The organism is Adhaeribacter pallidiroseus (assembly GCF_003340495.1).
In the GTDB taxonomy this organism is placed as follows: Bacteria; Bacteroidota; Bacteroidia; order Cytophagales; family Hymenobacteraceae; genus Adhaeribacter; species Adhaeribacter pallidiroseus.
Genome location: NZ_QASA01000001.1, coordinates 1,070,444 through 1,090,624, shown reverse-complemented (window position 1 = coordinate 1,090,624; position 20,181 = coordinate 1,070,444). Strand labels below are relative to the sequence as shown.

The following is a 20,181-nucleotide window of genomic DNA, read 5'->3' as shown; positions in this document are numbered from 1 at the left end:
TTGATTGAGAATATGACAAACTGTTTTTTAGTACCCGAAGAAAAATTAAAGGAGGCGGCTAAAAAGTGTTTCTGGAGAAAGGGTTTGATGGTACTACTACCCGCGACATTGCCCAGGAAGCCGGCATGAACGGAGCTTTGCTTAATTATTACTTCCGGAGTAAAGAAAAGCTATTTTCGCTGGTATTTAATGAATTATTTGAGCTCAATTTCCGGGGCATGCTTCAGATTATGAATGAGCCCATATCCTTAAAAGAAAAGATTACCGGCTTAATCGATCATGATTTTCAAATATTTAAATCTAATCCGGGCCTGGTTACTTTTTTACAAAACGAATTGCATCGCAACCCAGATCGTTTCTTAAATGCTATTTGCTTAGAAAAAAGCCGCATCATTTCTGTTTTTGACCAACAGTTACAGCAGGCGATTGAAGCAGGAGAAGTAAGGCCCATTACTATTCCGCATGTTTTGCAGTTAATAGCGGCAAATGTACAGTTTATCTTTCAGAGTAAAGTAATGGTTACCCGCTTGTGGCAAATGAACAACGAAGAGTTTGAACGCTTTGTAGCCGACCATCAGCAAATAGTTAAAGATATGATTTGCAACTACTTATTTTTACCAAAAGCAGATTGTTGATTTTTTTGTACCTATTTTAAGCAAACGTTTAAAACATTTAAATAACAATCTGGTTGTAAGTACCATTTTTTAAACCAGCTCTTAATACAAATGGATGTTGCCCTGATTAAAATTTAAAAAAACGCCTCCTTACCCATGCATGTATCTACTCTCCGGTCGGTTAAAAATTTCACCGACAAATTTCAACGTTTTACCTACCAAATTTTACCTTTCAGCCGACCTTCTATTTCACCGTTGCCAGGCATTTACCAGATTTGTCGTGTAAAATTTGATGTACCCATGCAAGTTACCTGCTGTTATTCTGATCCGGCGTACCACCCGACCACTGGTTTTTTTAGCTAAGGTAAAAAACGCTTATCCCGGTTGCTGCACCGCACGCTTTGTACTTCAGATTAACCGGACTATTTTAAATAAGTAAAGGACAAAATTAAGTTGATAAAAACCTGAGTTTAAGTACTTGATTATTAATTTACTAACGATCTAACAACGAACAACTAAAAACGACCAACTACTTATAAACAATTAATCCTTTGCTCTGCCTCGTTCGCTACAATCCAGTCAATTTTAAAACTATGTTTTCGCAATATCTAACTACTCTAATTAAGGTACTGCTCCTGGTGGGGTTGTTGTGCTTTCTGGCCGTTGATAAAATGCTGGCCCAGAGCACTACTCCTACCGTAATTCGCGGAACCTTAAAAGATGCCCAAACGCAGGAACTGCTGATTGGGGTTTCGGTGTATTTCCCCGATACCCAAATTGGTACCGTTACCGATGTGGAAGGCAAATACCTTCTAAAAGCCAATCAAGTTTTTACGCAGGTACGCTTTTCTTACGTGGGTTACAAAACTATTACCCGTTCTATAAACCCTGGCCAAACGCAGGAGCTTAACCTTACCCTGGAAAACGATAGCCAGCAATTAACCGAAGTGCTGATTAAAGGGAAGCGCCGTTACCGCAATAAAAACAATCCGGCCGTAGACCTTATCCGGGAAGTAATTGCGCACAAAGCCGCTAACCAATTACAACAGTATAATTTTGCCGAGTACGAACAATACGAGAAGTTGCGGTTTTCGCTAACCAATACGCCCGAAAAATTAAAAAAGAACTTTTTACTCCGGAAATTTCCCTACTTAACCGCTGATTTAGATACCACTACTTTAAAAGGTAAAGCGTTGCTGCCGTTTTATTTACAGGAAGTATTTTCGCATCATTATTACCGCCAAAATCCGGCTAAAAGCAAAAAAATCATCACGGCCGAGAAAAAAGTTGATTTTGGGGAATACATTGATAGCAAAGGCATGCAGGCTTATTTTAATCATTTATACCAGGATATTGATATTTATAAAAATAATATTCCGGTAGTAACCAACCAGTTTTTAAGCCCGATTGCCGATGCGGCCCCTACTTTTTACCGGTTTTACGTAACCGATACCGTAGCTACCCAATCCGGTAAATTAATTCAGTTAACCTTTGAACCCCGTAACCAAACCGATTTTTTATTTGCAGGAAATTTATACATCACCCAAGACGGTAATTATGCCGTACAAAAAGCCCAGTTAAGCCTTAGCAAAAGTGTAAATATTAATTGGGTACGCGACTTGCACATTAATCTGGATTTTGCCCCAGATGCCGCGGGTAAATACCACCTAAGTAAAAGTGAAATGCGCGCCGACTTGGGCTTAACGCCTAACGGGAATTTTGGCATGTACGGCAGCCGCCTGGTGGTTTATAAAAATTATGTTTTCGATCAGCCGCAACCGTTTAATTTATACGATGGCTTACCCGTAGTAAATTCCACCGAATTAATTAGCCAACCCGACGATAACTTTTTGCTGGCTAACCGCCCCGATACGTTAACTACCAGCGAAGCCGCCACTTACACGAATATCGAAACTTTAAAAAATTCCAGTTCTTTTAAAAGAACCGCCGACTGGGCTACTTTATTGATTGCAGGCTACAAAAAGGCTGGTCCAAAGTTAGAACTTGGCCCGGTGGCTACATTTTACAGCTTTAACCCCGTAGAAGGTTTCCGGCTGCGGTTTGGCGGTCGAACAACGCCCAACTTTAGTAAGAAAATAAACTTTGATGCGTATGCGGCTTATGGCTTTAAAGATGAAAAATGGAAGTATTACCTGGGAGCCACCTATTCTTTAACGGATAAAACTATTTATGAATTTCCGGTCCGGTCGGTGCGGGTAAGCTACCAGCAAGACACGAAAATTCCCGGCCAGGAACTACAACTTATTCAGGAGAGCAATGTTTTTTTAAGTTTTAAACGGGGCATTAACGATAAATATTTATACAATAAAACGTTTAACCTGGAATACCTCCATGAGTTTGAAAACCACTTTTCGTATCGGCTGGGTTTAAAAAGATGGCAACAAGCTCCTGCTGGCAGTCTGGCTTTTGAAAGAATTACTACTTCCGAAAATCAGACTGATTTATTATCGCATTTAACCACAGCGGAAGTGTCGGCGGAACTCCGGTGGGCACCGAATGAAAAATTTTTCCAGGGTAAAATTTATCGTACTTCTTTTATTGGCCGGTACCCGGTTTTTACCTTGCGCGGCATTGCGGGTGTAAAAGGGTTATTTGATGGCGAATACAATTACCAATCTGTTACTTTAAATATATTTAAGCGGTTTAGTTTATCGCAATTAGGTTATACCGATGTGGTTACCGAAGCTGGTTATTTATTCGGGCAGGTTCCTTATCCTTTGTTAACGATACATCGGGCCAACCAAACCTATTCTTACCAGTTTCAGTCTTATAATTTGATGAACTTTCTGGAATTTGCCAGCGATCAATACGCCAGCCTGATGCTGGATCATTGCTTTAACGGCTTTATTTTTAACAAAATACCTGTAATCAAGAAAACTAAATTCCGGGAATACGCCACTCTTAAAGTGCTGTACGGTGGCTTGCGCACCGAAAATAATCCGGCTCAAAATAATCAGTTGCTGCAATTTCCGGCGGATGCCCGCGGTATGACCACTACCTACTCCTTAGAAAATAAGCCCTACGTGGAAGGCAGTGTGGGCATTGGCAATATTTTTAAATTTTTCCGGGTAGACCTGGTTAAACGCTTCTCCTACCTGGATCATCCGGATACCTCGGAGTTAGGCGTTCGGGGACAATTTAAATTCGATTTTTAATTTACCAGTACGCAGGCGCCGAGTAACTGTTTTTTTAAAATTTTTAAATTTTGGCGGTGCGTAACTACCTCATGGATTAACAAGCTGGCTTTTCTAAACTAAACTCTGATAAACATGACAACATTTAACCAAGTAAAAGAATTGATTTTGGCGCAAGGTATTGTAGCGCGTGTAACCATTTTACCCGAAACCGATATTGTGCTGGACTTGAACTATAAACCAACCGATGTAGCAGAGCTATTCCACATGATTCAACGCATTTTTAAAATTAATTTAAATCTCGAAGAAATCACCAATTATACCCGCCTCGATCAAATCACCCAGTATATCCAGGTTAATCGCCAACTTTTAGATCCCCGCTAATTGGGTTTACCAATTTTCTGATAATTAAAACCGACCAAAAATTTAAAAATTTATACAGTGAGAAATACAAAAAATCAGTTAAACGAAAAATCAGTTTACAACCACATTCTAAAAGAATGGCAGATATCGGAGGAGTTATCCCGGTTAAAAAAATTACCATTAAAAAAGCTGGGTGTATCGGTGTTGGAAATTAACTGGCTACTCAATACCATGGAAGGCGAATACCAGTGCCATATCACCGATAATAATGTTTCGCTAAGCATGCCACTCGAAAATTTTGTACAAATAATTATGCAAGCCAACATGAAATAATTTTTACCCTTTATGCGGTACTAAGTAGTTGGTCGTTATTAGTTGTTCGTTGTTCGACCTATAAACTATTGATAACTAAAACATTACCTTGAAATATCCTTGCGTTTATTTTTGTCCCGATACTTAGTTAAATACCCGGCGAATCAGTTTAAAATAATTGTTTCATTTGTAGATCTAGATCTTAGTCTGGAACCCACACTCTTTTAGCTTGTCGCTTTATTGCCTTTTTTTTCTTATTTTTCGTTAATAAGGCATGCTCCCCTTCGGTGCCATGTAACTATATTCCGGTTATTCTTTCGCCTACACGATTTGCTTTGACTAAAAGCCGGATGGTGGTAAAGAATTTAGTAAATTCCTGGCTTTAAGAAATCAGGATAGGAACTTCTATTTTTCCTGGGAAAATTCTTTCCTTTATAGAATTAAAATCAAGAGCCTTTTAATATATCAGGTGGTATGCAACCGCTACAAATAAATGTTCCCCGATTAGTGGAAGCAGCGTTGCCTTTCCGCTTATCTTTTGGCCCTTTTGTGCATTATATTCAGAAACAAAAGCAAATTGCTCCGGATTCTGGATTAACCTTCTTGTATGATTATTTAATTCATAAATTCGCTCCTTTTGCTTCGTTGCCCCAGCCACTTGAGGAATTGGTAGACACCGAATCTATAGAAGAACTTTTTACTTTAATCAAGTACAGTGTTTTACCGCTCATCACACAGGGCGAAGAAATACCTTACGCCATTGGTTTACCCCACCATCCGTTTACCTTGTTTTATTATTCCGAAACTTTTAAGCAGTTGGCAAATCAATCGGAAAGTCAGCCGCCTCACTCGGATTTACTAACGATGCGGGAAAATCTGCTGCGGGCTTTATATCAGTTAGTGTTGCAGAAATGTTACCAAACATTGGCCAGCGTAGCTCCTTCGCCTTGGCTCACTATTAAGAAAAAAATAAACGGCCTTACGAAGTATTACCGCGTTCGGATTGATTTCCGGTTTATGGAACCGCAGCCTTTACGGGCATTGCCGCCTTTGCAAGCTTCCTGGACCGCCTTTGCCAGCAACGCCATCCGGACCGTAGAAGAATTGCCCCTTGCCTTGCCGCTGGAACAATTTACTTTTGAGGGATTTAGTTTTTTTCTGATGGAAGATGTTACCGAACAAGCTACCCTGCTGGAACTAAAGGAAGTGTTCGTGCATTTGCAATCGGAAGAAGAAAGCGGTATTTACCAGCGTTTTGAAGAAGCTCTACGCAATTTGTGCGGACAACCCGTGCAAATTGGCTTGATGCCTTTTCTGCAGGTAAACGGCCATTACGTGCACCACGCGCCTTATACTTCGCGCAGCATTTTTCTGAAGCAGTCTAACCAGATTATGGATGAAAAAACAAATACGAAGGTGCAGCAAATTATGGGATCCATAGCGCGAAATTCCAAGCCGCAGATTTTTAATAATTTATGGGCATCCGGTGAGCCGGAACAGCGGCTCTTGCACCGGAAAGGTTTTCGGAGCTTTATTTTGTACCCCTTGGTAGTAGCCAATACGGCAGTGGGCATGCTCGAAATCGGCAGCCAGCAAGAAGGCGCTTTAAACGAAGAAGTATTACGCAAAATAGAGCAAGCGATTCCGTTGGTGGTAGAGTTGTTGTTGTACCAACGCAACCAATTCCGGATGAGGATGGAAGAAATTATCCGGCAAAAATTTACTTTGCTGCAACCGGCCCTCGAATGGAAGTTTAACGAAGCGGCCTGGGCTTATTTGCGCCAGGAAAACGAAACCGATCTGCCGGAAGATGATGCAACAGAAGTAATTTTTAAAAATGTGCATCCTTTTTACGGGGCGGTGGATGTCCGGGATTCTTCTACCGAACGCAATAAAGCCATCCAACAAGACCTTACCCGGCAATTCCGGTTTATTGTGGACCTACTACAACTACCTAACCTGCCAACTTTCCAAACTCCTCCCGAACAATTAAAGGCCCGGAGTTGGTACTGGCAGCGCCGCCTACTCGAGAAATTAAGTCCGGAAGAAGAAGAGCAGGTAACAGAATTTCTGCAACAAAGAATTAACCCTTACTTCCGTTATCTGCAACAGCATTACCCTAAAGTAGTTAACCAAATGGAAACGTACGCAGCCGCTACTAATGCCACTGGTTTATATAATCAATCGTTTCTGGCCTACGACCAAAGCTTATCCCGGATTAATAAAACCGTTAACCATTATTTAGACCAGGAAGCTAAAAAGCTTCAACGTTTATACCCCCATTATTTCGAAAAATTTAGAACCGACGGCGTAGAGTATAGCTTGTATATTGGATCCGCTATTGCCCCCTGGCTGCCGTTTCAACCGGAGCATTTACAGCAATTCCGAAACTGGCAACTAACTTCGATAACGCAAATGGCCCGGCTGACGCACCAATTATTACCCAACTTGCCTTTACCTTTACAAACTACCCAACTTATTCTGGCGCATGCCCACCCAGTAGACATTAAATTCCGGCTCGATGAGCACCGGTTTGATGTGGAAGGATCTTACAGCATCCGCTACGAAGTAATTAAAAAACGCCTAGATAAAGCCCACATCAAGAACACCCACCAGCGACTCACGCAACCCGATACTATTGCCCTGGTTTATTCTTCGCGCCCCGAAATGGAAGCATTTTTACCGGCTATTCAGCAGTTACAACTACAAAAGAAATTATTACCCGCAGTGGAATACCTGGAGATAGATTCGTTGCAAGGAGTTTCGGGTTTAAAAGCGTTACGGTTAGGCGTGAACTACGAATCTTAAATTTAAAAATTTGCTGCTCTCCGCCGTTTCTTATTTTTTAAATTTAGTTTTTTAAAGCGGCCGTTTGGAGTACCGCCTGCAAGGCTGGCTTGGGTTGGTACTGGCGATCAAATAACAACGGGTAGCTGGTGCGGCCTTTAATGGGCCAGTTATTTAGCCAGGAGTTGGCATCCGTTACGCCCCAAAAAGTAATGCGGCCAATCTTATCGCGGTGTTTCCGGAATAAAGTAAATAAATCGGCGTAGCGCTTGGTTAACTTTTGCTGCACCGAGTCGGGTAAGCCAGTGGTGTACACGTTATATTTCTGATCGGTTTCAAAAGTTTCGGCTATATCGGCCCCTTGCCGGCGGCTCGGATTGGGTAATACATCGATGTCCAGCTCGGTAAAGTTTACTTTCACACCCAGTTTAGAAAAAGCCACAATGCTGGCCTCTACTTGCTCAATAGTCGGAACGGTTAATCCGTAATGCCCTTGCATACCAATTGCATTTACTTTTATTCCCTTGGCTTGCAGGCCTTTCACTAACCGGATGACGCCCTCGCGCTTGGCCGGTTGGTATAAGCTGTAATCATTGTAGTAAAGCTCGGCTTTGGGATCGGCTTTGTGGGCGTACTCAAAAGCTTTAACGGCAAAATCTTCCCCGATAATCGATAGCCATTTGGTTGGCCGCATCTGGCCACCCTGGTCCGCAATGGCTTCATTTACCACGTCCCAACCGTTGATCTTGCCTTTATAACGCCCTACCACCGTGGCAATGTGCTTTTCCATGCGTTGTAAAAGCACTTCGCGCGAAACGGGTTTACCCACCTCGTCTTCAAAAACCCAGTCAGGCGTTTGCTGGTGCCACACCAACGTATGACCAATAGTAAACATTTTGTTCTGCTGTCCGAAAGCCACGTAATCATCGGCCGGTTTAAAGGTATATTCCTCCGGTTTCGGGTGTATTGGTCCCCATTTTAAGCTATTTTCGGGACTAATGGTGTTGAACTGTTTTTTAATGAGCGCTTGCACTTGCGCATCCTTTCCCGATACCTGCGCCTGGTTGAGGGCCGCGCCTACGTAAAAATCTTTTTGAAAAGCGTCTTTTAATGTGAGTTCTGATTTTTGCACCAGCCCCAGACTACATGCACCTAAACTTAAGGCTATCCACAGTTTGTTATTTTTCATTTTAATGAATGATGAAGGGCTAATGTGCCAATTAGCTATTTTTTTAAATTTTTTTATTTTTGGAAGGCATTTAATTACCCGGAACGAATTTAGGATCTTGTTTTACGTAATAATCCAGCGTTTGACTAGGTTTTTCTAAGCCTGCCGGGATGGGTCGTTGCGCAAAAGTTTGAAAATAAAGTACACAGGCATCGCGCCACCACCGGGCTTCTTTCTCTTGAATAAGCAATAACATTTTTACGTGGTTAAACCGTTCGGCATCCACGTAGGCTTGGGCAGCTTGCCAGGTTTGCCGCATCTGGCCTACTTCGGCGGCCCCGCGGTAATAGCGCTGGCAGAGTTCGTCCCATAAGCTACGGCCAGATTTTACTTTATAATCCCATTTTACATGATGAAACCAAAGCAAAAATTCTTCGGGACAAGTTGCGGGTTTGCCAAACTGTTGTTGCACTCCCGGTGCATATTGGGCCAGTGCGTTGCTCCCCGTAACTGTTCGGTCAAAACCAATGCCCTCCGGTGATGCTTTATGGTAATACACCGAAGTCCAGTCAGCGCGTTGTTTATCTTTAATCCAAGGCCCAGGGCCGTAATGGTGGCTGTAGCCCATAATGTGGTGCAAACCCAGGGGTGTCATGTAGTTTACCAGAGTTTCCCGTGATTGTCGCATCATTTTATTGATAGGATTTAAAAAAGTCGCTTCGTTGGTGAAAGTCATGCGCAACCATTCGTCGGCTATTTTCTCCGAAGACAAAGTATGATCCCAGGCTAAGCGCCCAAAACAATACCAATTGGCTTGCCCAAATAAATGGCCGGTCCAGTTGCGGTCGTTGCCAATATTTGCAACCCCGGCCATGCCGGTAAGTTCATACTGGTGCAAGCTGCCGTCTACCACTTTCGCCACCGTCGACCCTGCTCCTTTCACGTGGGTATCGGCATCCAGCGTTTCTTTATACAGGGGCGCCTGGTACACTAAATTGGTAGCCTGGCCTAAGTATTCCTGGGTAATTTGAAATTCCATCATTAACGGCGTCTGGGGCATTGCGCCAAATAAGGGATGAAACGGTTCGCGCGGCTGAAAATCAATAGGGCCATTTTTAACCTGAACCAGCACATTTTTCCGAAATTGACCATCGAGTGGTTTAAACTCGGTATAGGCTTGTTTGGCCCGGTCGTCGGGTACTTTATTGTCGTACACAAAGGCCCGCCACATGACTATGCCTCCTTTTTCGGCTACCGCATCGGCGAGCATATTGGCACCGTCGGCGTGACTGCGACCGTAGTTCTGGGGCCCAGGCTGCCCTTCGGAATTGGCTTTCACCAGAAATCCCCCAAAATCCGGCACATACGAGTAAATTTCAGCGGCTTTATTTTTCCACCAGGTTTTAACCTGGGCATCCAGCGGGTCGGCGGTTTTAAGACCGCCCATTTCCACGGGCGCACTAAAACGAGCCGTTAAATAAACTTTCAAGCCGTAAGGCCGAAAAGCATCGGCTAAGGCTTTTACTTTTACCAAATACTGCGGCGTTAAAATTAAAGCGTTGGCATTTACATTGGTGAGCACCGTACCGTTGATCCCGATAGACGCGTTGGCGCGAGCATAATCTATATACCGCTGATCGATGTAATCGGGTAATTTATGCCAGTCCCAGATAGAAAAGCCAGCGTAACCCCGTTCAACGGTACGGTCCAGGTTATCCCAATGATTCAGAATCCGGCGCTGAATTTTAGGCGCACTGCTTATGTTCAGTTGCGTAATATCCTGGTTGGTTTGCAGTAATTTTAAAAAATGGAAAGTACCGTATAATACCCCCACATCGGAATTAGCGGTAATAACGGTAGCTTTTTTACCTTGCACCTGCGCAGATAAAATTAAAAATCCTTCCGGACCCAAAGCGGTTAGCTTGACAGCAAGATTTAAATTTTTAATCACAGAGGTATTTTGCGGTGTACCGAGTATTAAAACGCCAGCGGTGTTAAGGCTAGTTAAGCGTAAAGGCTTACCCAATAAACCAGCCAAGCCGGTTACTAATTCCTGACGGGCTACCGTTAAGGTAGGCGAGTTCCCCTCTATTACCAGACCCGTTAAATTAGCGAGATAAGCTTGCCGTTTTGCTTGATCCTGGACGAAATCGTAGCGTTGCCACAGGCGGTAGCCATCGTCGGCAATTACGGGTAAGCTGAGGATGGTTGTAAAAAGTACGAATAAATAAATTGCTAAAAATTTAAAATTCATAAGCATTTCTCTCTTACTCCCTTTATGGCTGCAATGCTGGAGTCCGCGTAAAAATTTAAAAAATTGCTTGTTTCAAGCTTTCCGGAGCCTGGTAAATCGAAAGCAAACTTAAATGTACAGCTTTTTGCCGTATGTTACGGTTTAGTTTTCTGGAAAAGAACCTAAATTATTCTAAAATTACTGGTATTTAAAAGTTACTAACTCTTAGGCAAAAGCAAAGTTTACTTTTACCAGCTGTTTAACTAAAAATTATCACCTAGGTGACATATTGCTATTTTTACTCCTCACCTGATTTGGGTAAATGCTGTCTTTCCGCTACTTTCGGGAGTTAAACTTTACACGCTACGCTATGAAAATGAGACAAACCTGGCGTTGGTTCGGCCCAACGGATCCGGTAACGCTACAAGACATCCGCCAGACGGGTGCCGTGGGAATTGTAACCGCTTTGCACCACATTCCGCATGGGGCGGTTTGGCCCATTGAGGAAATAAAAAAACGCCAGCAGGAAATAGCGGCTTTTGATTTAAGCTGGGACGTAGTAGAAAGTGTAACGGTACACGAAAGTATTAAAACCCGCACCGGCGATTATCAGCATTACATTAATTTGTATAAAGAAACGCTTCGCAACCTGGCCGCCTGTGGCATTCAGATTGTGACTTACAACTTTATGCCCGTAAACGACTGGACCCGTACCGACTTAAACCTGATAATGCCGGATGGCTCTAAAGCCTTGTATTTTAATTGGTTTGACCTGGCCGTGTTTGATATTCATTTGTTGCAGCGGCCCAACGCCGAGCAAGATTATCCGGCCTACGTGGTACAGGAAGCGGAAAAACGATTTAAAGAATATACGCCCGAGAAACTTGAGCTGTTAACCTATATTATAATGTTTGGCATTCCGGGCGAGAAAAGACAAACTTTGGAGCAGATGCGGGAAAACCTGGCGCGCTACAAAGACATAGATGCCTCTGTTTTGCGCGAAAATTTAAAATACTTTTTACAGGAAATAGCACCGGTGGCCGAAGAAGTAGGCATCAAACTGGCCATTCACCCTGATGATCCGCCTTTTCACATTCTGGGCTTGCCCCGTATTATGAGTACCGCCGATGATATTGCTTATATTCTGCAGGCAGTACCTAACCCGAGTAATGGCATTTGTTTTTGCACCGGCTCGCTGGGAGCTAACCCGAAAAATAATTTACCCGAGATGGTAAAACAAGTGGGTAGCCGTATGCATTTTGTGCATCTCCGGAATGTAACCAAAGACGAGCACGGTAATTTTTTCGAAGCCGACCATTTAGGCGGCGACGTGGATATGTACGCCGTGATGAAAGAAATGCTCACCATTCAGCAGCAAGCCGCCGAACCGATTCCCTTCCGGCCGGATCATGGCCACCAGATGCTGGATGATTTAGCCAAAACCACTAATCCGGGATATTCAGCGATTGGCCGTTTGCGGGGCTTAGCCGAGTTAAGAGGCTTGGAACTAGGTATTTGCCGCTCCGAAGGTTGGGAGTAATATATTGTTACGAATAAATGTTAATGGCAGAGAATTGTAAACTATATCTCTGCCATTATTACTTCCTGGAAAACTAAAAATTAAAAAATTTAAATTTTGGTGGGTCTTTCAATTACTTCTGTTACTAGTTGGTGATGAATAGCTAGAACCTGCGGGATTATTAATTGCTGCTCATCGTTGCGGATTACAAAATCAACCCGCTTTATTTTTTCTTCGTCGGTGAGTTGCTTTTGCATGATAGCCTGAACATCTAGGGCCGTACGGTGGGAATCGCGGCGGAGCGTGCGGGTTATGCGCAGCGGTTCGGGAGCGGTTACCAGTACCATTTTGTCTACCTGTTTATGCGCTTCGGTTTCGTACATCAGGGCCGCTTCTTTTATCAGGTAAGGAGCATTGGTTTGGGCGGCGGCCCAATCCGTAAAATCTTGTTTTACGCGCGGGTGAACCAAACCATTGAGTACTGCTAACCGCTCCGGATTTTGAAAAACCAACTGCGCCAGGTAAGCACGGTTTAGCAAACCCGTGTTGGCATCAAAAGCGTTCGGGCCAAAAGCAGTGCGCAGTTCTTGTTGCAATTCCGGCAGGTACTGCATCACCCATTTAGCTCGGCCATCCGAGTCGTAAACCGGAATACCCAGCAAAGCAAACACACGACAAATTAAACTCTTACCCGAACCAATACCGCCGGTTATGCCCAATTTAAGCATTTTACTTTTTAAGTTGCGTTAGCTTTACGGCCGTAAAAACTTTTACTTTATTAGGCTGCAAAATTACGCGGTGCACCTGGGCCGGCTTCCGCAAAAGTTCTATAGCAACCGTAGAGTCTTTGGGGTTTATTTCGGCGAGGTCGGCGGTTAAAACAAATGGGGTCAGGTTTATTGCATCTGCTTGTTCCGGAAAATACCCGTACCGGACGGTGATTACCGGCGGAAACAAAGTTACCGAGTCTGTTTTAGGTTTATTTTGCAAGGTAGGAGCCAATAACAAGTTCTGCCAAGCCAGCAGTTTTACATTAAATTTAATTTCCGCTTCTACAATATCGCTTTTAACTAAAGCTTTGTACGGGTAGTCAATCGGAACCGAGCTATTGAAGGAACCCGTTAAGGTAGTTTTGGGCAAAGAAAGTACAAATGGGTTAGGCAAAGAATCCAACACCGAAGCGGGTCCTTCAAATTCTACTTCTTTGGGAGTAATGGTAATAGGGTTTACCAGTGCATAATTGGCGTTAATGGGCAAATGCAGGGTATCCAGAATTAACGGAATTTTCCGTTTCACCTGTTTGTCAAATTTAAAACGCAAGCTATCGGTCACAATAAAATTCAGTTGCAAACCATCCAGGGCGTTGGCTACGTTGGGCCGAAAGATAGCGGTAGAAATGGCTTGTTGCTGAATAAGTCCCTGCATGGAAATATCGGCGGGTTGCACATCCAACATCAGGTATTTGCGTAGGAGTTTCCAGCCTTTGCCGCTTACGTTAATGGTAATTTCTTCGGGCAAAGGCCGGAGAGGAATGTATTCGCGTTGGTCGTAAACAAACCGGATAGGATACGTTACCCGGATGTTGGTATAATTTTTATTTAGCGCATTTAACAGCCAAAAGGTAGAGGCTGCTATAAAGCATAGCAGCACTACCCGCCAGTATTGTTCCTGGCCGTGAAATGGTTTTAAAAACCACAGTACGATATTTTTGACTGGCGCTAATGGCAATTTAAGCTTTGTCGTTCGCTTTAGTGGTAGATTCTACCGCAATGGCAGATTTATCAAATTTAAGCTTCAGGCCTTTATCTACTTCTACCCAAACGGTATTTTCGCCGATATCCACGAGTTTCCCGTGTAAGCCGCCAATCGTAACTACGTTCATGCCCTTGGTGAGCGATTCCCGAAATTTTTTGGCGTCGGATACTTTTTTCTGTTGCGGCCGGATCATAAAAAAATAAAAAACCAGCACAATAGCCCCAATAAACAAAATATTAGAGATATTGCTCGGGGTATTTACTTGTAATAGTAGTTGATGCATGCTGTTTATTATTGTGCTCTTAAAGGTCCGTTAGCAGCCATATCTGGTAAAATATTCGTTTTAATGGCGATCTGGTTCGTAGAAGGCTGCGTATTAGCTTCAATCGTAATGGTTTTAGAAACCTGACCCGATTTGCCATGACTATCGAACTGCACATCAATCTTACCTTCGGCACCGGGTGCCACGGGTTCTTTCGGCCATTCTGGTATAGTGCAACCGCAAGTAGCCGACGCGTTAGAAATGATTAAAGGCGATTTGCCGGTATTTTTAAAAGTAAAGGTATGCTTTACTACCGCACCTGGCTTAATATCACCAAAATCATGTTCCATTTCGGCGAAAGTCATTATGGGAGCATCCGCATTGCTGATTACTTGCTCATTCGTCAGGTTAGGATTAGCTACTGTGTTTACGGCGGGCGTAGAACTAGTCGAAGCGGTCTCCGTACCTTCGCCTTCAGATTTATTTTTTAAATTATCGCAACCGGTGGCCAGTAAAGTTACTGCCAATAAGCCGGCAAATAGTTTATTCATTTTCATTTTTAGAATACATTAAATATAACTGATTCAAGTTTTGTTTCGGGTTTGTTATACCGGTACAAGCAAACAAATAACAATGGATGTACCCGGAAAAAGCAAAGATTTTAATTTATTGTAGATGCGAAATAACGTTTTGCGCAAACTCCTGGGTGCTGGCTTTACCGCCTAAGTCGCCGGTGCATTGCTCCTGATGTTTAAAGGTTTCTTCCAAGGCCGCTTCAATGCGGTTGGCGTGTTCATGTTCGTTAATGTGGTGCAGCATCATTAAAGCCGAACGCAACAAGGCGGTGGGGTTAGCAATGCCTTTGCCGGCAATATCGGGGGCCGAACCGTGTACCGCTTCGAAAATAGCCATGTCTTTGCCAATGTTAGCACCCGCTACCACGCCTAAACCACCCACTAAACCCGCGCATAAATCGGATAAAATATCCCCGAAAAGGTTAGTGGTTACCACTACATCAAACTGTTCTGGCTTATTTACCAACTGCATGCACATGTTGTCGATGATTTTATCATCCAGAGTAATTTCGGGATATTCCGGCGCAATGGTTTTAGCAGAATTAATAAATAAACTACCGGCTAATTTTAAAATATTGGCTTTGTGCACCACCGTTACTTTTTTGCGCTTGTGTTTACGGGCATATTCAAAAGCGGCACGGCAAATTTTATCGCAGCCATCTTTGGTTACCCGGGCAATGGCATCGGCAATGCCGTGGCGTTCGTCGTAAAACTCCAGGCCGGAGTACAAGCCTTCGGTATTTTCGCGGAACAGGACTATATCTACAAATTTAAACGGCGTTTCGATTCCCACGGTACTTTTGGCCGGCCGCACGTTCTGGTATAAATCAAACATTTGGCGCAGCGTAACATTAATACTTTTAAATCCTCCGCCAACGGGTGTCGTAATGGGGCCTTTTAGCGCTACCCGGTTTTTATTTAAAGAAGCAATCAACGAAACCGGAATTAACAGACCGCCGGCATTATGCGTGGTAATGCCCGCATTTTCTACTTCCCAGGTTACGGGTACCTCGGCCGCCGCAAAAATGGTTTTTACGGCTTCGGTAATCTCGGGGCCAATGCCATCACCGGGAATTAAGGTAATTTGTGTCATAGTTTTTTGTAGTTGTTCGTTGTTGGTTGCTAGTTGTTCGTTAGTAGTAGTTTATAAATATTTTATAACAATCAACTAAATAACGAACAACCAACAACTAGCAACTAAATTTATATCACCTCGCGGCGGCTATTTATTTGGTTGATCAGCAAATCTACGTCGCCCAGCAATTTTTCGGCTTTGTCTTTAGCGTCTTTAATAACACGTTGGCCTTCGGAGCGGGCCGTTGACTGATGCGTTTCGCGGTTGTCGCGCAGCGTATCGGTTAAATCCATTAGCATGTCGCGGTATTTAAATAACTGATAGCTCAGGCGGTTACGGGTTCCCTGGCCTTTATCGGGCGCGTATAAAACACCAAATGCTGCGCCGGTAGCAACGCCAGATAGAAATGCCAGAAGCGTGTAGGTTATTCTCTTGCTCATAGTTCAAATAAGTTCGGTTAAGCCTTTTAAAGCTTCAATTTACAGTTAAAATTTAAACTTTAAAAGGTTAACTGGTTTGCTGCTTTATTTATTGTCTATCAACCCCCGGCCCGATTTACGAATGTTTCCTTTATCGGTGAGTTCCTGGGCAATTTTATCCAGTACGCCATTTATAAATTGCTTGCTCTTAGGCGTGCTGTAAAGTTTAGATATTTCGATATACTCATTAATGGTCACTTTTACGGGAATACTCCGGAAAATATGCATTTCGCAGAGCGCCATTTTTAAAATTATTTTATCCAGCAGGGCTACCCGTTCCACGTCCCAATTTTTAACATGGGTGGTAATCAGGGCTTCGTAAGTAGCATTTTCCTGGATGGTTTGGTTATACAGGTCTTCGAAAAATACTTTATCATCTTCCCAATTTGCGGATAAATCCAGCAAAGGCAGGTTCTCGTCGGCGGTTTCTTCCAGTAATTTTATAGTTTTGTTGACCAGACTTTTTACAATTTGTTTGTTTTCGGCCCAGTTCATGTCCTGTTCTTCGAAATACTTCTGCAGCGTTTCGTCTTTAAAAACCAGCTCTTTGTATATATGCTTGATGAGTTCATGGTCTTCGTCGTAGGTATGTTGGGGTTGTTGCACATAAGCGGCTACTGTTTCGTCGGCTTTAAACACGGTACGGTACCACTGCCGAACCTGGTCGAGGTTAGAGCCCCAGCTGATGTTGCGCCGGATAATCCGCTCCTGGTACGATTTGTTGGCGAGCAGCTTTTGTAGCACCCCATTGCGCAGAAAATTTTTAAAATTTAATTCTTTTTTCTCGGTAAAGCGGGTCGCTTTTTTTTCTTCTTCGCCTTCAATCAGCCGTACTAGCACCTCGTTAATTTGCAGCAGACTCAGGTAGTGGTCGTAAATTTTCTCGACGGCGTGTACCATTTGGCTGCCGTATAATTTAAAATCTTTCTTGAGTTGCGTTTCGTAATAGCGGATGGCGTTGTTTACCACGTCCCGGATTTCTTTATCGGCCTCCTCCGCATCGAACTGGCGGGTGTTGTACCACTCTTTAAAAAGAATGGTAGCAATTTTAGTTTGACCTTCGAGTTTTTTGCGGTCCTGCACTTGCATGGAGTTTAAATCGGGCATAAAAGCGGCCTCAATCTGGTCCAGGGCTAAGTTATAGTCGGAACCTTCGGCTTGCATGTAGGCGTAAATGGCTTGCATCGCCTTGATTCGTAATGTTCTGCGGTTAAGCATTCTGGTATGTTAAAGAACGATAAATAATTTTACTTAAAAAGCTACGTCGTATATTTTACGACTCATTTTCTCTGCAGTAGGGTGATACAACAGCGATTAGGTATTATTTTTAAAAATTCCGGACCAAAGTTTTTTAAATTTACATCAGAAGAAGCTCTTCTTATTTGTCCGGCTAGTCAAACATCTGCCCCGGCAATTTTGTTCTGTTTACTATCCGGTTTTCTTATCCGTTTTAATATCCGCACCGGGCGGCTTAGTATAACCACTCTTTATAGCCAGAAAGGTGAGAATAGCAACGGGTAAAATCGCCAACGCAAATACCAAAGGCTTATCTTATATTTGTAGAATACGTTAAACGGTAAGTTTCCGGATGGAGGCGCAAAATTAATCTTTTTTCTGTTAATCGCACGGTACCGGCATAAAACCTATGAATAAGGAAGCCCGGACTTACCAACTTAAGTGGGTATAACCGAAAGTCAGTAGCCATAAAGCCTTAATTTTAAGGGTATACGGCTGTTTTTTTAATTTTTTATAATTTTCTTATTCTGTGAAATCACTTCGTTACTTAAATAAATACATGTTGAAATATAAGTGGCACCTCTTGTGGGGTACGCTGTTTATTATAATCTCCAACATCTTCGGTATTATTCCGGCGCAAATTGTGCGCTATGCTTTTAACTTAATAGTGGAAGGCATTAACCAGTATCATTTATTTGAGGGTACGAGCAAGCAAGCCGAAATTTATAATGTGTTTGCCCGCAACGTAACTTTGTACGGTGGCCTGATTATTTTGCTGGCTTTACTCAAAGGCGTATTTACGTTTTACATGCGCCAAACCATTATCGTGATGTCGCGGCTGGTAGAAAACGACATGAAAAATGAAATTTATGCCCACTACCAAACTTTACCGCTCAGCTTTTACCGCCGCAACAATACCGGCGATTTAATGGCCCGCATTTCCGAAGATGTGAGCCGCGTGCGCATGTATTTGGGTCCAGCTATTATGTACGGCATTAACTTGGTAGCGTTGTTTTTACTGGTGGTGCCCTACATGTTTTACATTAATGCCAAGCTTACTTTTTACACGCTCCTCCCCTTACCCATTTTATCGGTAAGCATCTATTATGTGAACAATATTATTGAACGAAAATCCGACGAAATTCAGAAAAGTTTATCGGGTATTACGACGTTTGTGCAAGAAGCTTTTTCGGGAATTCGGGTATTAAAATCGTTTGTGCGCGAAGACGATTCACACCAGAATTTTACCGTAGCCAGCGACTTGTACAAGCAAAAATCCTTGGATTTAAACTTTGTAAACGCACTTTTTTTTCCGCTCATTTTATTTTTAATTGGCTTAAGCACCATTATTACAGTGTACGTAGGCGGGCGCGAAGTCATGAACGGCAGCATTACCGCCGGTAACATCGCCGAATTTTTAATTTACGTGAACATGCTCACCTGGCCGGTAACCTCTTTGGGCTGGACCACCAGTTTAGTGCAACGGGCCGCCGCGTCCCAGAGCCGCATCAATGAATTTCTGGAAACCAAAACCAATGTTATTTCCCGGAAAAACGTGCAGCAAAAAATTACCGGCGACATTGTATTCGAGAACGTACATTTTACCTATCCCGATACGGGCATTCACGCCTTAAAAGATTTATCGTTCCGGATTAAGCACGGCGAAACGTTGGCCATTCTGGGTAACACCGGTTCCGGAAAAAGTACGGTAGCCGCTTTGCTGTGCCGCTTGTACGATACCAGCAGTGGCCGCATCGAAATTGACGGGGTCGATATCCGCGATTATCACATTCCTACTTTGCGCAGCCAAATTGGCTACGTGCCCCAGGATGTGTTTTTATTCTCCGACTCTATCCGCAACAACATTGGCTTTGGCTCCGCCACCATGACCGAAGCACAAATGATGCAAGCGGCCAAAGATGCCGACGTGTACGAAAACGTGATGCGCTTTCCCGAAAAATTTGATACGAAACTGGGCGAACGCGGCATTACTTTATCCGGAGGGCAAAAGCAACGGGTTTCCATGGCCCGGGCCCTGGTCCGCGAACCCGCCATCTTGATTCTGGACGATTCGTTGAGCGCCGTGGATACTAAAACCGAGAACGCCATCCTGAATAATTTGCAGCGCATTATGCATAACCGTACGTCTATCATTATATCCCACCGGGTATCGTCGGTGAAACTGGCGGACCAGATTCTGGTACTCGATGATGGTGAAGTGGTGCAGCACGGCACCCATCAGGATTTAATGCAGAACGATGGCTTGTATAAATCGTTGTACGAGCGGCAGTTACAAACCGAAGAGCAGGATTAAGCCGGTAGCTCATCAAAAATTTAAAAAATCCGGCCTTGGGCATTTTATCTTTTGCAAACCTTTTTGTTTCTTTGCCAACCAGTCCAGAATAATTCAGCTTCGGGGTGTAGCGTAGCCTGGTATCGCGCCAGCATGGGGTGCTGGAGGTCGTGGGTTCGAATCCCGCCACTCCGACGGACAAAAAGCCGGTAAACGATGAGTTTACCGGCTTTTTTATTTTCTTTTTCTTGTCTGCTCCACTATTGCTAGTAAAATGTCAGAAGAAATTTTCTAAATCAGGGTTCCCTTAATTACCAAAAAAGTACCTATATTTGTACTTATTTAGTAATTATTA

At 43.4% G+C, this 20,181-nt stretch carries 17 protein-coding genes and 1 tRNA gene; 9 read left to right on the top strand and 9 right to left on the bottom strand.

The window, feature by feature from the left end:
• Positions 1–65: 65 nt before the first annotated feature.
• The 6 genes from AHMF7616_RS04230 (at position 66) to AHMF7616_RS04205 (ending at position 7,252) form a co-directional block, all read left to right on the top strand.
• Entirely contained in the window at positions 66–635 is a 570-nt protein-coding gene (locus tag AHMF7616_RS04230; RefSeq protein WP_115371750.1) for a TetR/AcrR family transcriptional regulator, read from the top strand.
• A gap of 135 nt (positions 636–770) precedes the next feature.
• A complete protein-coding gene (locus tag AHMF7616_RS04225; protein WP_115371749.1) occupies positions 771–977 on the top strand; it encodes a hypothetical protein in 207 nt (68 codons plus the stop codon).
• Between the two features lie 230 nt (positions 978–1,207).
• Positions 1,208–3,790: a DUF5686 and carboxypeptidase-like regulatory domain-containing protein gene (locus tag AHMF7616_RS04220; RefSeq protein ID WP_115371748.1), complete on the top strand. Its 2,583-nt coding sequence runs from the start codon at positions 1,208–1,210 to the stop codon at positions 3,788–3,790.
• A 114-nt stretch (positions 3,791–3,904) separates the two neighbouring features.
• Positions 3,905–4,153 carry an acyl carrier protein gene (locus tag AHMF7616_RS04215; RefSeq protein ID WP_115371747.1) on the top strand — a complete coding sequence of 83 codons (249 nt, stop codon included), beginning with the start codon at positions 3,905–3,907 and terminating at the stop codon, positions 4,151–4,153.
• 57 nt (positions 4,154–4,210) lie between these two features.
• Positions 4,211–4,465: a hypothetical protein gene (locus AHMF7616_RS04210; RefSeq protein ID WP_115371746.1), complete on the top strand. Its 255-nt coding sequence runs from the start codon at positions 4,211–4,213 to the stop codon at positions 4,463–4,465.
• 453 nt (positions 4,466–4,918) lie between these two features.
• On the top strand, positions 4,919–7,252 hold the full coding sequence (locus tag AHMF7616_RS04205) for a GAF domain-containing protein (RefSeq protein ID WP_115371745.1): 2,334 nt from the start codon (positions 4,919–4,921) through the stop codon (positions 7,250–7,252).
• Positions 7,253–7,295: 43 nt separating this feature from the next.
• Here the strand turns inward: AHMF7616_RS04205 and AHMF7616_RS04200 are convergent, their stop codons facing one another.
• Complete coding sequence (locus AHMF7616_RS04200) at positions 7,296–8,420, bottom strand: endo-1,4-beta-xylanase (RefSeq protein ID WP_115371744.1); 1,125 nt, start codon at positions 8,418–8,420, stop codon at positions 7,296–7,298.
• A gap of 70 nt (positions 8,421–8,490) precedes the next feature.
• The gene (locus AHMF7616_RS04195; RefSeq protein WP_115371743.1) at positions 8,491–10,653 is read right to left on the bottom strand and encodes an alpha-glucuronidase family glycosyl hydrolase; all 2,163 of its coding nucleotides are present in this window, start codon (positions 10,651–10,653) and stop codon (positions 8,491–8,493) included.
• 349 nt (positions 10,654–11,002) lie between these two features.
• Here AHMF7616_RS04195 and uxuA point away from each other — a divergent pair, with 349 nt between their 5' ends.
• Positions 11,003–12,172 carry a mannonate dehydratase gene (gene uxuA, locus AHMF7616_RS04190; protein ID WP_115375457.1) on the top strand — a complete coding sequence of 390 codons (1,170 nt, stop codon included), beginning with the start codon at positions 11,003–11,005 and terminating at the stop codon, positions 12,170–12,172.
• An 89-nt stretch (positions 12,173–12,261) separates the two neighbouring features.
• Here uxuA and coaE read toward each other — a convergent pair whose 3' ends face one another.
• The 7 genes from coaE to nusB all read right to left on the bottom strand — a co-directional run bounded on the left by coaE (position 12,262) and on the right by nusB (position 17,515).
• Positions 12,262–12,879 carry a dephospho-CoA kinase gene (gene coaE / locus AHMF7616_RS04185; protein WP_115371742.1) on the bottom strand — a complete coding sequence of 206 codons (618 nt, stop codon included), beginning with the start codon at positions 12,877–12,879 and terminating at the stop codon, positions 12,262–12,264.
• 1 nt (position 12,880) lies between these two features.
• The gene (locus tag AHMF7616_RS04180) at positions 12,881–13,879 is read right to left on the bottom strand and encodes a YbbR-like domain-containing protein (RefSeq protein WP_115371741.1); all 999 of its coding nucleotides are present in this window, start codon (positions 13,877–13,879) and stop codon (positions 12,881–12,883) included.
• 1 nt (position 13,880) lies between these two features.
• Positions 13,881–14,189 (bottom strand): preprotein translocase subunit YajC, encoded by a 309-nt coding sequence (gene yajC, locus AHMF7616_RS04175; RefSeq protein ID WP_115371740.1) that lies wholly within the window; start codon positions 14,187–14,189, stop codon positions 13,881–13,883.
• 8 nt (positions 14,190–14,197) lie between these two features.
• A complete protein-coding gene (locus tag AHMF7616_RS04170; protein WP_158546095.1) occupies positions 14,198–14,719 on the bottom strand; it encodes a DUF1573 domain-containing protein in 522 nt (173 codons plus the stop codon).
• Between the two features lie 115 nt (positions 14,720–14,834).
• Entirely contained in the window at positions 14,835–15,836 is a 1,002-nt protein-coding gene (locus tag AHMF7616_RS04165; protein ID WP_115371738.1) for an isocitrate/isopropylmalate dehydrogenase family protein, read from the bottom strand.
• 110 nt (positions 15,837–15,946) lie between these two features.
• Positions 15,947–16,258, bottom strand: a complete 312-nt coding sequence (locus AHMF7616_RS04160; protein WP_115371737.1) for a YtxH domain-containing protein — start codon at positions 16,256–16,258, stop codon at positions 15,947–15,949.
• Positions 16,259–16,342: 84 nt separating this feature from the next.
• On the bottom strand, positions 16,343–17,515 hold the full coding sequence (nusB, locus tag AHMF7616_RS04155) for a transcription antitermination factor NusB (protein ID WP_115371736.1): 1,173 nt from the start codon (positions 17,513–17,515) through the stop codon (positions 16,343–16,345).
• A gap of 577 nt (positions 17,516–18,092) precedes the next feature.
• On the opposite strand from nusB, the gene AHMF7616_RS04150 reads away from it, so the two are divergent.
• Positions 18,093–19,847: an ABC transporter ATP-binding protein gene (locus AHMF7616_RS04150; RefSeq protein ID WP_115371735.1), complete on the top strand. Its 1,755-nt coding sequence runs from the start codon at positions 18,093–18,095 to the stop codon at positions 19,845–19,847.
• A gap of 100 nt (positions 19,848–19,947) precedes the next feature.
• Positions 19,948–20,021, top strand: a tRNA-Pro gene (locus tag AHMF7616_RS04145).
• Positions 20,022–20,181 lie beyond the last annotated feature (160 nt).

Excerpts from the sequence above, each read along its gene's own strand:
- AHMF7616_RS04225 (WP_115371749.1), top strand. The coding sequence starts at position 771 with ATGCATGTATCTACTCTCCGGTCGGTTAAAAATTTCACCGACAAATTT.
- AHMF7616_RS04220 (WP_115371748.1), top strand. The coding sequence starts at position 1,208 with ATGTTTTCGCAATATCTAACTACTCTAATTAAGGTACTGCTCCTGGTG.
- AHMF7616_RS04215 (WP_115371747.1), top strand. The coding sequence starts at position 3,905 with ATGACAACATTTAACCAAGTAAAAGAATTGATTTTGGCGCAAGGTATT.
- AHMF7616_RS04205 (WP_115371745.1), top strand. The coding sequence starts at position 4,919 with ATGCAACCGCTACAAATAAATGTTCCCCGATTAGTGGAAGCAGCGTTG.
- AHMF7616_RS04200 (WP_115371744.1), bottom strand. The coding sequence starts at position 8,420 with ATGAAAAATAACAAACTGTGGATAGCCTTAAGTTTAGGTGCATGTAGT.
- AHMF7616_RS04195 (WP_115371743.1), bottom strand. The coding sequence starts at position 10,653 with ATGAATTTTAAATTTTTAGCAATTTATTTATTCGTACTTTTTACAACC.
- uxuA (WP_115375457.1), top strand. The coding sequence starts at position 11,003 with ATGAAAATGAGACAAACCTGGCGTTGGTTCGGCCCAACGGATCCGGTA.
- coaE (WP_115371742.1), bottom strand. The coding sequence starts at position 12,879 with ATGCTTAAATTGGGCATAACCGGCGGTATTGGTTCGGGTAAGAGTTTA.
- yajC (WP_115371740.1), bottom strand. The coding sequence starts at position 14,189 with ATGCATCAACTACTATTACAAGTAAATACCCCGAGCAATATCTCTAAT.
- AHMF7616_RS04170 (WP_158546095.1), bottom strand. The coding sequence starts at position 14,719 with ATGAATAAACTATTTGCCGGCTTATTGGCAGTAACTTTACTGGCCACC.
- AHMF7616_RS04165 (WP_115371738.1), bottom strand. The coding sequence starts at position 15,836 with ATGACACAAATTACCTTAATTCCCGGTGATGGCATTGGCCCCGAGATT.
- AHMF7616_RS04160 (WP_115371737.1), bottom strand. The coding sequence starts at position 16,258 with ATGAGCAAGAGAATAACCTACACGCTTCTGGCATTTCTATCTGGCGTT.
- nusB (WP_115371736.1), bottom strand. The coding sequence starts at position 17,515 with ATGCTTAACCGCAGAACATTACGAATCAAGGCGATGCAAGCCATTTAC.
- AHMF7616_RS04150 (WP_115371735.1), top strand. The coding sequence starts at position 18,093 with ATGTTGAAATATAAGTGGCACCTCTTGTGGGGTACGCTGTTTATTATA.